The organism is Herbiconiux sp. FW305-C-125, from assembly GCF_058783455.1.
In genome coordinates, this window is the sequence record NZ_JBYSYO010000013.1 from 41736 (window position 1) to 52901 (window position 11166).

Annotated in this window: 13 protein-coding genes and 1 tRNA gene; 8 read left to right on the top strand and 6 right to left on the bottom strand. The window is 68.8% G+C overall.

Annotation, left to right across the window (positions count from 1 at the left end; genetic code table 11):
* Window positions 1-14 precede the first annotated feature (14 nt).
* From rplK to AC3WLB_RS21795, 4 genes are all read right to left on the bottom strand, one after another.
* Window positions 15-446 carry a 50S ribosomal protein L11 gene (gene rplK, locus AC3WLB_RS21780; RefSeq protein ID WP_022896506.1) on the bottom strand — a complete coding sequence of 144 codons (432 nt, stop codon included), beginning with the start codon at window positions 444-446 and terminating at the stop codon, window positions 15-17.
* A gap of 113 nt (window positions 447-559) precedes the next feature.
* Entirely contained in the window at window positions 560-1462 is a 903-nt protein-coding gene (nusG, locus tag AC3WLB_RS21785) for a transcription termination/antitermination protein NusG (protein WP_083890265.1), read from the bottom strand.
* Window positions 1463-1504: 42 nt separating this feature from the next.
* Complete coding sequence (gene secE, locus AC3WLB_RS21790; protein WP_022896508.1) at window positions 1505-1777, bottom strand: preprotein translocase subunit SecE; 273 nt, start codon at window positions 1775-1777, stop codon at window positions 1505-1507.
* A gap of 28 nt (window positions 1778-1805) precedes the next feature.
* Window positions 1806-1878 (bottom strand) — tRNA-Trp (locus AC3WLB_RS21795).
* A gap of 150 nt (window positions 1879-2028) precedes the next feature.
* Here AC3WLB_RS21795 and AC3WLB_RS21800 point away from each other — a divergent pair.
* The 7 genes from AC3WLB_RS21800 (at window position 2029) to AC3WLB_RS21830 (ending at window position 8674) form a co-directional block, all read left to right on the top strand.
* On the top strand, window positions 2029-3063 hold the full coding sequence (locus AC3WLB_RS21800; protein ID WP_022896509.1) for an AI-2E family transporter: 1035 nt from the start codon (window positions 2029-2031) through the stop codon (window positions 3061-3063).
* A complete protein-coding gene (locus tag AC3WLB_RS21805) occupies window positions 3060-3680 on the top strand; it encodes a MarC family protein (protein ID WP_492509654.1) in 621 nt (206 codons plus the stop codon). Before AC3WLB_RS21800 ends, AC3WLB_RS21805 begins: the two co-directional genes overlap by 4 nt.
* A gap of 10 nt (window positions 3681-3690) precedes the next feature.
* Window positions 3691-4890, top strand: coding sequence for a pyridoxal phosphate-dependent aminotransferase (locus tag AC3WLB_RS21810; RefSeq protein WP_492509656.1), 1200 nt, complete (start codon window positions 3691-3693; stop codon window positions 4888-4890).
* 123 nt (window positions 4891-5013) lie between these two features.
* Entirely contained in the window at window positions 5014-5910 is an 897-nt protein-coding gene (locus AC3WLB_RS21815; protein ID WP_492509658.1) for an ABC transporter ATP-binding protein, read from the top strand.
* Window positions 5907-6791: an ABC transporter permease gene (locus AC3WLB_RS21820; protein WP_492509660.1), complete on the top strand. Its 885-nt coding sequence runs from the start codon at window positions 5907-5909 to the stop codon at window positions 6789-6791. The genes AC3WLB_RS21815 and AC3WLB_RS21820 overlap by 4 nt, the downstream gene beginning before the upstream one ends.
* 63 nt (window positions 6792-6854) lie before the next feature.
* The gene (locus AC3WLB_RS21825) at window positions 6855-8012 is read left to right on the top strand and encodes a sensor histidine kinase (protein ID WP_492509662.1); all 1158 of its coding nucleotides are present in this window, start codon (window positions 6855-6857) and stop codon (window positions 8010-8012) included.
* Window positions 8009-8674 (top strand): response regulator, encoded by a 666-nt coding sequence (locus tag AC3WLB_RS21830; protein ID WP_492509664.1) that lies wholly within the window; start codon window positions 8009-8011, stop codon window positions 8672-8674. The genes AC3WLB_RS21825 and AC3WLB_RS21830 overlap by 4 nt, the downstream gene beginning before the upstream one ends.
* Window positions 8675-8679: 5 nt before the next feature.
* Here AC3WLB_RS21830 and AC3WLB_RS21835 read toward each other — a convergent pair whose 3' ends face one another.
* Window positions 8680-9432, bottom strand: a complete 753-nt coding sequence (locus tag AC3WLB_RS21835; RefSeq protein ID WP_492509667.1) for an ABC transporter permease — start codon at window positions 9430-9432, stop codon at window positions 8680-8682.
* A 3-nt stretch (window positions 9433-9435) separates the two neighbouring features.
* Complete coding sequence (locus AC3WLB_RS21840; RefSeq protein WP_492509669.1) at window positions 9436-10401, bottom strand: ATP-binding cassette domain-containing protein; 966 nt, start codon at window positions 10399-10401, stop codon at window positions 9436-9438.
* A 91-nt stretch (window positions 10402-10492) separates the two neighbouring features.
* Between AC3WLB_RS21840 and AC3WLB_RS21845 the strand changes: the two genes are divergently transcribed.
* Complete coding sequence (locus AC3WLB_RS21845) at window positions 10493-11149, top strand: PadR family transcriptional regulator (RefSeq protein ID WP_492509671.1); 657 nt, start codon at window positions 10493-10495, stop codon at window positions 11147-11149.
* Window positions 11150-11166 lie beyond the last annotated feature (17 nt).

The following is an 11166-nucleotide window of genomic DNA, read 5'->3' on the forward strand; positions in this document are numbered from 1 at the left end:
TTCCAGCCTCCTCCTTATGCCTCGACCGTGATGCCCATGGAACGGGCGGTGCCGGCGATGATCTTCTCTGCCGCTTCGATGTCGTTGGCGTTCAGGTCGACCTGCTTCTGCTCGGCGATCTGACGCACCTGCTCACGGGTGAGCTTCGCGACCTTGACGGTGTGGGGGGTGGAGGAACCCTTGGCTACGCCCGCCGCCTTCTTGATGAGCTCCGCCGCCGGCGGGGTCTTCAGGATGAAGGTGAAGGAGCGGTCTTCGTAGACGGTGATCTCGACCGGGATGACGTTACCGCGCTGCGACTCGGTCGCCGCGTTGTACGCCTTGCAGAACTCCATGATGTTGACGCCGTGCTGACCGAGCGCCGGGCCGATGGGCGGGGCGGGGTTGGCGGCGCCGGCCTGGATCTGAAGCTTGATCAGACCTGTGACCTTCTTCTTCGGTGCCATTTCTTCTCTTCTCTATCGAGCCGCACGAATGCGGCGCTCCCACGACAGGGCTTCTCCCTGCAGTGGTATGACGGATGCCCGTGAAGGCAACCGAAATATCTTAGCCGAAAAGGCTAAAGCTTGGTGACCTGGTCGAACGACAGCTCGACCGGGGTCTCGCGCTCGAACAGCGAGACGAGCACGGTGAGCTTGCCGCTCTCGGGCTTGATCTCGCTGATCGAACCGGGAAGGCCGGCGAACGAGCCCTCCTTGATGGTGATGGTCTCGCCGATCTCGAAGTCGACCTCGGCGGGGATGGTGCGCGAAACGGCCTTGCCGCCCTTCGCGCCGGCGGACTTGGCGGCCGGCACATCCTTCACCTCGACCAGGCTCTTCAGCATGTTGAAGGCCTCTTCGAAGCGCAGCGGCGTGGGGTTGTGCGAGTTGCCGACGAACCCGGTGACGCCCGGCGTGTGCCGCACGACCGACCAGCTGTCCTCGTTGAGGAACATGCGCACCAGCACGTAGCCCGGGATGCGGACGCGGGTGACGAGCTTGCGCTGGCCGTTCTTGATCTCGACCACGTCTTCCATCGGAACCTCGACCTGGAAGACGAAGTCCTCCATGCCCATCGAGGTCTTGCGGCTCTCGATGTTCGACTTCACGCGCTTCTCGAAGCCGGCGTAGGAGTGGATGACGTACCACTTGCCGGGCAGCGACCGCAGCTCGGCGCGGAACGCCTCGTAGGGGTCGACCTCGGCCTCGTCGTCGCCCAGCTCGGCGTCGACCTCGTCGAGTTGCGCGGCCTCGGCCTCTTCGGCGTCGGCGACGGGCTGGTCGGCGGCATCCGCCTCGTCGTCTTCGAGCACGTCGAGCACCGCGGCGGCTTCGTCGAAGTCGTCGATATTCAGCGCGTCGTCGACCACCGCGTCGGCTTCGGGGTCGGCTGCCTCGTCGATCGCCTCCAGGAGGGCGTCGAGGTCAGCCGGGACACCGGCTTCTTCGGGCTTTGCGTCAGACACTGAATCAGCTTCCACTTCTTAGCTTCGGGATAGGGATCGCAGGAACCTGCGGAGAAATCAGGACGGGGTGCCGAACACGACGATGGCGAGCCAGCCGAACAACGTGTCCAGCCCCACCACGATCGCCATCATGATGACGACGAACACCAGCACGACCAGCGTGTAGCTGATCAGCTCGCGCCGCGTCGGGGTGACGACCTTCTTCAGTTCGGTGATGACCTGCCGGATGAACAGCACGATACGGGCGAACGGGTTGCGCCGGGCAGCCCGCTCCTTTTTGGCGTTCTCGACGACGTCCTCGGAAGGTTCGTCGATTACTTTTCGTGCCACCGTGTCAGTACCTTTCAGAAACTTCGAGCAGGGCGGACAGGACTCGAACCTGCAACCTGCGGTTTTGGAGACCGCTGCTCTACCAATTGAGCCACCGCCCTAAGCATTGAACACCGCGCAGCTTCGCTACACTCACTCTGAGGATTCAGCGCCAGAAAATAGGCATAGAAAAGCTTGGCAGAATCAACCACCGACAGACAGTGTAGGTCACATCCGGTGGTACCGCAAAGGCGAACGAAATGGGGTAACGGATGAGTGCGGGCGCCTTCCGGATCGGATTCATCGCGACTTTGGGCGGCCTCGTGGCCATCGCGCTGGGCTTCGCGTTCACCCAGTTGTCGACGGTGGTGATCTGCATCCTGGCGTCGCTCTTTCTGGCGCTCGGCCTCGATCCGCTGGTGCGGTGGCTCACCCGGCGGCACATCCCGCGGGGCTGGGCGATCGTCATCGTCTTCGTGCTCGTGATCGCCTTCGCGGTGGCCGTCTTCTTCCTCGTCATCCCGGCGGTGGTCGACCAGACGAGCGAGATGATCGCGGGGCTCCCGGATGCCGTGAAAGCGGTCACGCAGGAAGCGTGGTTCACCCGCGTGTTCGGCGACTCGGTCGACACCCAGAAGCTCGTTCAGGACCTCCAGAACTTCCTCTCCGACCCCAACAACCTCGCCACGCTCGGCGGCGGCGTGCTGAAGGTGGGCATGGCGCTGCTGAACGGCTTGTCGGCGGGCATCCTGGTGCTCGTGCTGACACTGTTCTTCCTCGGCTCGCTCGAGGCCGTGAAGAACAGCTTCTACGTGCTCGTGCCGATGTCGCGGCGGGAGGGTGTGATCGCGATCAGCGAGCAGATCGTGCGCTCGATCGGCAAGTACGTGAGCGGGCAGGTCATCCTCGCGGCCACCAACGGGATCTTCGGCTTCATCGCGATGCTGCTGGCCGGGGTGCCGTACGCGGGGGCGCTGGCGGTGGTGGCGTTCCTGCTGGCGCTCATCCCGCTGGTGGGCACGATCATCAGTGCCGTGCTGATCACCTTCATCGCGCTCACCGTGTCGCCGGTCACCGCGATCGCGATCGGCATCTACTTCCTCGTCTACATGCAGGTCGAGGCATACGTGTTCAGCCCGCGCGTGATGAACAAGGCGGTGGATGTCCCGGGCATCCTCGTCGTCATCGGCGCCCTGGTCGGCGGCACGCTGCTCGGCGTGCTCGGGGCGCTCATCGCGGTGCCGGTGGTGGCGTCGCTGCTCATCATCATCAAGCAGGTCGTCGTGCCCCGTCAGGCGCTCGCGTGAGCGACGTCATCAGCGCGCCGACGATCGTGACGAGCGCGATCGCGCTGCTCACCATCGCCAACCCGATCGGCAGCCTGCCGATCTTCCTCAACCTCACGAAGGACTACGACCGCGCCCGGCAGCGCCGCATCGGTTTCCTGGTGGGGCTGGCGGTGTTCGCCGTGCTGACGGTGTCGCTGCTCGCGGGCACGTACATCCTGCAGGCCTTCGGGATCGATCTGACGTCGTTCCGGATCGCGGGGAACCTGCTCGTCGCATCCATCGGGTGGGCGATGCTGACCGCCAAGCAGAACGTGGTGACGGTGTCCGACACGCAGTCGCCCGTGGTCGTGCCGCTCGCGATCCCGCTCATCGCGGGGCCCGGGGCGATCAGCCTGGTCATCACCTTCGCCGACGACTACTCGTCGCCGCTCGACCTGCTCGCGGGCGTCGGCATCAACCTGCTCGTGGCCGTCGCGATCACCGTGGTGCTCTTCTTCGCGCCGCAGGTCGCGCGGGTGGTGAAGCCGACGGGCATGAGCATCGTCACCCGCATCTTCGGACTGCTCCTGCTCTCGATCGCGATCCAGTCCATCCTGAGCGCGCTCACCGACGTGTTCCCGGTGCTGACCAAGTAGGCTGCTTCGCGTGACGGAACACGCTCGCATCTCGCACAGAATCGCATCCATCGCCGAGTCGGCGACCCTCAAGGTCGACGCCAAGGCCAAGGCGCTGCAGGCCGCAGGGCGGCCCGTGGTGAGCTACGCCGCGGGCGAGCCCGATTTCCCGACGCCCGAGCACATCGTGGAGGCGGCGGCAGCCGCCGTGCACGACCCGAAGAACCACCGCTACACCCCCGCGGCCGGCCTGCCCGAGCTGCGCGAGGCGATCGCCGCCAAGACGCTCCGCGACAGCGGCATCGAGGTCTCCCCCGCCCAGGTGATCGTGACCAACGGCGGCAAGCAGGCCGTCTACGAGGCCTTCGCCACGCTGCTCGACCCGGGCGACGAGGTGCTCGTGCCCACCCCGTTCTGGACCACCTACCCCGAAGCGATCGCCCTCGCCGGCGGCGTGCCGGTGCAGGTCTTCGCGGGCAGCGACCAGGACTACCTCGTCACGGTCGAGCAGCTCGAGGCCGCCCGCACCGGGCGCACCAAGGTGCTGCTCTTCGTCTCGCCGTCCAACCCCACGGGCGCCGTCTACGACCCCGAGCAGACGAAGGCCATCGGCGAGTGGGCAGAGGAGCACGGGCTCTGGGTGGTCAGCGACGAGATCTACCAGAACCTCGTCTACGACGGACTGAAAGCCGTGTCGATCGTCGAGGCCGTGCCGGCGCTCGCCGACCGCACCCTGCTCGTGAACGGTGTCGCGAAGACCTACGCCATGACCGGATGGCGGGTGGGCTGGATGGTCGGCCCGCTCGACGCCATCAAGGCCGCGTCGAACCTGCAGTCGCACATGACCTCGAACGTCGCCAACGTGTCGCAGCGCGCCGCCATCGCCGCTCTCACCGGCCCGCAGGACACGGTCGACGTGATGCGCGCCACCTACGACCGGCGCCGCAAGCAGATCGTCGCCGGCCTGAACGCCATCGACGGGGTGCACACACCGCTGCCGGAGGGCGCCTTCTACGTCTACCCCGACGTGACCGGGCTGCTCGGCCGAACCTGGGGCGGCGTGACGCCGCAGACCTCGCTCGAGCTCGCCGACCTCATCCTCGACCAGGTCGAGGTGGCGACGGTGCCCGGCGAGGCGTTCGGGCCGAGCGGATTCCTGCGCCTGTCGTACGCGCTCGGCGACGACGCGCTGGCCGAGGGCGTCGTCCGCCTGCAGAAGCTCTTCGCGTAGCGCGTAGCGCGTAGCCCGTCAGCTGCCCGGGCCCGGTGAGCCCGGGCATCCCCCGATCGGTGGATGCGCGGGTCCGGCCACCGACGGCTGGTGCCGGGCCGGTGGAGCGACGAGCATGGTGCCATGACTTCTTCGCAGCGCGGCTCCGCACCGGCGATCACCGTCGACGGACTCCGCAAGAGCTACGGCGCCTTCACCGCCGTCGACGGCATCGGCTTCGAGATCGAGCGCGGCGAGACCTTCGCCCTGTTGGGGCCGAACGGCGCCGGCAAGAGCACGACGGTCGAGATCCTCGAGGGCTACCGCGACCGCAGCGGCGGCGAGGTGAACGTGCTCGGCACCGACCCCCACCACGCGACCCTGGAGTGGAAGGCACGCATCGGCATCGTGCTGCAGCAGACCGGGGAGAGCGGCAACGTCAGCGTGCGCGAGCAGCTCACCCACTTCGCCGGCCTCTACCCGAACCCGCGCGACGTCGACGAGGTGATCGCCGCGGTCGGCCTGGAGCAGAAGGCGAAGACGCGCATCCGCTCGCTCTCCGGCGGTCAGCGGCGGCGCGTGGACGTCGCGCTCGGCGTCATCGGCCGGCCCGAACTGCTCTTCCTCGACGAGCCGACCACGGGTTTCGACCCGGAGGCGCGGCGGCAGTTCTGGGAGCTCATCCGCTCGCTCTCCCGCGAAGGCACCACGATCGTGCTCACCACCCACTACCTCGACGAGGCCGCGCAATTGAGCGACCGGGCCGCCGTGATCGCGGGCGGGAAGCTGATCGACATCGGCCCGGTCGACGAACTCGGCTCACCGGATGCCAGGGTGCCCCTCGTGCGCTGGCGCGACCCGCTCGACAGCAACCGGGTGCGCGAACAGCGCACCCAGGAACCCGCGCGCTTCGTCGCCGACCTCGTGGCCCGGCACGGCGAACCGGCCGAGCTCGAGGTCATCCGCCCCTCGCTCGAGGACATCTACCTGGAGCTCGTCGGCTCCGCCGAGGCTCACATCGGAACGGAGAACGCAGCATGAGCACCGACACCCTGACCAGGACCACGATCCCGACCGCCAAACGCCCGCGCGGCACCGCGTTCGGACCGCTGCGGCCCCTCCGCCTCGGCCTCCGTCGCATCGGCTACGAGACCAAGACCTACTTCCGGGCCGGCGACACCGTCTTCTTCACCTTCCTCTTCCCGGTGGTGCTGCTCGGCATCTTCTCGGTGGCCTTCGACGCCCTCGGCCCGGTGGGGGCGAACCCCGACGGCACCGGCGGCGTCAGCCAGGCCGCCTACTACCTCCCCGGCATGATCGCGGCGGGCATCCTGCTGAGCGGCGTGCAGAACCTCGGGGTCGACATCGCGGTGGAACGCGGCGACGGCACCCTCAAACGGCTCGCCGGGACCCCCCTGCCCGTCATCTCCTACTTCATCGGCAAGATGGGCCAGGTGCTCGTCACCTCCCTCGCCCAGGTGATCCTGCTGCTGCTCCTCGCCCGCGTCGCGTTCGGGGTCGCGTTGCCGACCGAGCCGGCGAAGTGGCTCACCTTCGTGTGGGTCTACCTCCTCGGCATCACCACGGCCGCCGTTCTGGGCATCGCCATCTCCCGGCTGCCGTGCTCGGGCAAGAGCGCCTCGGCCGTCATCATCCCGCCCCTGCTCGTGCTGCAGTTCATCTCGGGCGTCTACCTCTCGTTCACGCTGCTGCCGACGTGGCTGCAGAACATCGCGAGCATCTTCCCGCTGAAGTGGATCGCACAGGGCATGCGCGCCGCACTGCTCCCCGACTCGTTCGCCTCGGCCGAGGCGGGCGGCAGCTGGAACCTCCCCGGCGTCGCGATCGCCCTCGGCATCTGGCTCGTGGTCGGTCTCGTGGTGTGCCGGGTGACCTTCCGCTGGATTCGCAAGGACAGCTGACGAGCGGATGCGCGCCCCCGCGACGCCCTTCGGCGCACCCGCCGTCGTGACTAGGGTTGGGCCATGACTCGCACGCGCTGGTGGCATCTGGCGGTGGCGGGCTCCCTTGTGGTGGTCGCGGCACTGGTGGCCGCCACACCGATGCCGCCCGCCTGGACGACCCCCACCGCCATCGCGGTGCTGGCCGCCTTCGGCCTCTTCTACGCCGTCGCCGCGCGCCGGGCACTCGACGACCGGCGGTGGGCGATGCCCCTGATCGTCGCCGTGGTCGTCACCGTGGCGGCCGGCACCGCCCTCTCGCCGAACGTGGCGACCCTGCAGTGCATCGCGTTCCCGATGATCTGGGCCCTCTGCCCCGGCGGCTCGATGCGGCGGCCCATCCTCACCTGCATCGTGATGGCGGCGGCCGTCGCGGCCGGCTTCTGGATCCGCCTCGGCGGTGGGCCGGACGCGCTGGTGCAGGGCGTCGTGATCGAATCGGTCTCGGTGGCGCTCGGCATCGGGATCGGCGTGTGGTTCACCACCGAGATGCGTGCGGGCGACGAGAACACGCGCCTGCTCGCCGAGCTCACCGCCGCCCAGGGCCAGCTGGCCGCGATGCACCGCGAGGCCGGAGCGGGCGCCGAGCGCGAACGCCTGGCCCGCGAGCTCCACGACACCATCGCCCAGAACCTCACCAGCCTCGTGATGCTCGCCCAGCGCGGCCGGAATCGCGGCGCCGACGAGGCCGGAATGCGTGACGACTTCGAGCTGATCGAGCAGGTGGCCCGGGATGCGCTCACCGAAGCCCGCGCGCTCGTGGCGTCGACCGCATCCGTCGCCGTCGACGGCGGTCTGCGCGCCGCGATCGAGCGGCTCGTCGCGACGTTCGAGCGGGAGACCCGCATCGAGATCGAGACGCAGCTCGACGACGTGGGGGCGCTGTCGCGCGAGCTCGAGGTGGTGCTGCTCCGCTGCGCCCAGGAGGCCCTGGCGAACGTACGCAAGCACGCGGGCGCATCCCACGTGCGGCTGGTGCTCGAGCGGCGTGACGGCGGCGCGATCGCGCTCGCCATCAGCGACGACGGGGTAGGCATCGGTGACGCGCCGCCCGCCAGCACCGGCTTCGGGCTCGATGGGATGCGCCAGCGCCTCGCGCTGGTCGGCGGCGACCTGCGCGTCGCATCGCTCGCGGGCGCCGGCACCGAACTCGTCGCGACGGTGCGGGAGGAGGCCGCGTGAGCGCCGACCCGTCGGCACCCATCCGCGTGCTCGTGGCCGACGACCACCCCATCGTGCGCAGCGGCATCGTCGCGCTGCTCGGTGCAGCGCCCGGCATCGAGGTGTTGGGCGAGGCGGCCGACGGCGCGCAGGCGGTCGCGCTCGCGGGTGCCGCCGCGCCTGACGCCCGGCCCGACGTCGTGCTCATGGACTTGCGGATGCCCGTGCTCGACGGCGCCGAGGCGACCGCGGCCATCCTGGCCGCCGATCCGCGCATCCGCGTGCTCGTGCTGACGACCTACGAGAGCGATGATCACATCCTCGGCGCCATCGAGGCCGGAGCCAGTGGGTACCTCTTAAAGGCGGCGCCGCAGGAGGAGATCATCGCGGGCGTGCGCTCGGTGGCGGCCGGGCAGACGGTGCTGGCCCCCTCCATCGCCACGAAGCTGGTGCAGCGGATGCGCGGCGGCACGACCTCGTCGCCGCCTCCCCCGGCGCTCAGCGCCCGCGAGACCGAGGTGCTGCGGCTCGTGGCGGCGGGCCGCAGCAACCCCGAGATCGCGCGGGCCCTGTTCATCGGCGAGGCGACGGTGAAGACGCATCTGCAGCACGTCTTCGAGAAGCTCGGCGTCTCCGACCGCACCCGCGCCGTCACCCGCGCGATGGAGCTCTCCCTGCTCTGACCTCGTCAGGCGTTCTCTTTGCGGAAGGTGCGGGTGCCGACGTAGAGGCCGGCGGCGAAGAGCACGATGGTCCAGATGACACCCCACATCGTGGTGATGGTCAGGAAGTCGCCACGGAAGAGCTCGCGGATGGCGTTCACGATGTACTTCGTGGGCATGAAGTCCGAGACCACCTGCAGCCACTGCGGCCCGATGGTCATCGGCAGCAGGATGCCCGAGAGCAGCAGCACGGGCAACGCGATGCTGTTCAGCACCGGCGCCATCACGTCTTCGCTCTTCGTGGTGAGGGCGAGCGCGTTCGACGCGGCGGCGCAGGCCGCACCGAGCAGCACCGTGAGCACGAGCCCGAGGTTCATGCCCGGCACCGAACCCGTGAGCCCGAACAGGAAGGCGAGCCCGATCAGCACGATGCCCTGCACGAACAATTGCAGCACGTCGCGCAGGATGCGCCCGAGCAGGAGCGCCGTGCGGCTCGCCGGCGTCACCCGCTCGGCCTCGATGACCCCGGCACGCCATTCGGCGATCAGCCCGAAGCCTGCGAACAGGGCACCGAAGAGGCCCAGCTGCACCAGCAGGCCCGGCACGAACAACGTGTACGCGTTCTGCGCGCCGAGCTGACCGGCCAGCGGCTCGAGCAACGGCCCGAACAGGCACAGGTAGAGGATGGGCTGCACGAGCCCGATGATGACCCAGGCGGGGTTGCGCAGCGCCATGCGCAGCTGCCGCCGGAAGACGATGTAGGTTTCGCGCCAGAACATGAGCTAAGCGTCCTCTCGGAGGGAACGGCCGGTGAGGGTGAGGAAGACGTCGTCGAGCGTGGGCCGCCGCACCTCGATCGACTCGAGCGCGATCGAAGCCGCATCGAGGGCCCGGATGAGCCCGGGGATCTCGCGCCCGGCCCCGCGCACGCGGGCGCTGACGCTCGTGGCGTCGGTCTCCACGTCGGTGTCGGCGATCCGCTCGAGCAGGGCGGCCGCCGCCGGTGCCTGCGCCGGGTCGCTCACCACGAGTTCGACCAGGTCGCCCGAGATCTGGCGCTTCAGTGCATCCGGTGTGTCGCTCGCGACGATCGAACCGTGGTCGATGACCAGGATGCGGTCGCAGAGCGCGTCGGCCTCGTCGAGGTAGTGGGTGGTGAGGAAGACGGTGGAGCCGAGCCGGACGCGCAGGTCGGAGATGTGCGTCCAGAGGTTGGCGCGAGCCTGCGGATCGAGGCCCGTGGTCGGCTCGTCGAGGAAGACCAGGGTCGGGTCGTGCACCAGACCCATCGCGATGTCGAGCCGGCGGCGCTGGCCGCCCGACATGGCGCGCGGCTCGCGGTTCCACAGCCCGTCGAGGTCGAGCTGCTCGAAGAGCTCGCGGCCCCGGGCCTCGGCCTGCTTCTGGCTGATGCCGTAGAGCATCCCGTGATCCATGATCTCTTCGCCGGCGCGGGCCTCGGGCGAGGTGCTGCCGCTCTGCGAGACGTAGCCGATGCTGCGCCGCACTTCTTGCGACTGCGTCGCGACGTCGTAGCCCGCCACGGTCGCGGTGCCCGCGGTGGGCTTCAGCAGCGTGGTGAGCATGCGCAAGGTGGTCGTCTTGCCGGCACCGTTGGGCCCGAGGAAGCCGACGATCTCGCCCTCGTCGACGTCGATGTCGACCCCGGCGACAGCCGTCACCTCCTCTTTCTCTTTGCCCCGGCCGCGCCCGGCGAAGGTGCGCGCGAGCCCTCGTGCGTGAATCATGGATCTCCCTCGTGTCGCGACCATTATTCAAACTTGAACACGCCGCTGTCAAGCCATTCTCGAGGTCGATGCACGCTCATATACTCGGCTCATGGCCAGCCTCACCACCCGCGCCCTCCTGTTGGGGGTGGTGAGCCTGTTCGAGCCCGCGAACGGCTACCAGCTGCGGCGCGAACTGCTCTCCTGGGGTGTAGAGGACTGGGCCAACATCAAGCCCGGGTCGATCTACTCGATGCTCTCGACCTTCGCCAAGCAGGGCTTCATCGAGCGCCACGACCTCACCGAGGGCGACCGTACCGTCGCGGTCTACACGATGGCGGATGCGGGCCGCTCCGAACTCGAACGGTTGCTGCGCGAGGCGGTGGTGACGGTGAACGCCATGCATCCGTCGAGCTTCAGGGTGGCGATCAGCCTGTCGCCCCTGCTCGCCCGTGAGACCATGCTCGACGCCCTCGGGGAGCGCGAGCGGCGGGCGGCCGTGCGGAGCGCGGAACTGCTCGACCGCATCGCGGATGTGGCGCGCGGACTGGCTCCGCCGCACGTGGCGCACACGCTCGAGCTGGAACTTCGGCTGATCGAGACCGAACGCGGCTGGGCGCGCGAATACACGGAGACCATCGCGGCCGGCGGGCTCGTGTTCGCCGGCGAGAGCGACCCGGCCTGGGTGCCGCCGGCCGACGACGCCGGCTGGCAGATGGTGAACGACTCCCAGCGCTACCGCGCGCTCATCGCCCGCGAGAAGCACTGAGCGTAGCGCAAACCGCC

What these genes read in the sequence shown, in the direction of transcription:
- rplK (WP_022896506.1), bottom strand. Translation starts at nt 446, where the DNA reads ATGGCACCGAAGAAGAAGGTCACAGGTCTGATCAAGCTTCAGATCCAG.
- AC3WLB_RS21800 (WP_022896509.1), top strand. Translation starts at nt 2,029, where the DNA reads ATGAGTGCGGGCGCCTTCCGGATCGGATTCATCGCGACTTTGGGCGGC.
- AC3WLB_RS21815 (WP_492509658.1), top strand. Translation starts at nt 5,014, where the DNA reads ATGACTTCTTCGCAGCGCGGCTCCGCACCGGCGATCACCGTCGACGGA.
- AC3WLB_RS21820 (WP_492509660.1), top strand. Translation starts at nt 5,907, where the DNA reads ATGAGCACCGACACCCTGACCAGGACCACGATCCCGACCGCCAAACGC.
- AC3WLB_RS21825 (WP_492509662.1), top strand. Translation starts at nt 6,855, where the DNA reads ATGACTCGCACGCGCTGGTGGCATCTGGCGGTGGCGGGCTCCCTTGTG.
- AC3WLB_RS21835 (WP_492509667.1), bottom strand. Translation starts at nt 9,432, where the DNA reads ATGTTCTGGCGCGAAACCTACATCGTCTTCCGGCGGCAGCTGCGCATG.
- AC3WLB_RS21840 (WP_492509669.1), bottom strand. Translation starts at nt 10,401, where the DNA reads ATGATTCACGCACGAGGGCTCGCGCGCACCTTCGCCGGGCGCGGCCGG.
- AC3WLB_RS21845 (WP_492509671.1), top strand. Translation starts at nt 10,493, where the DNA reads ATGGCCAGCCTCACCACCCGCGCCCTCCTGTTGGGGGTGGTGAGCCTG.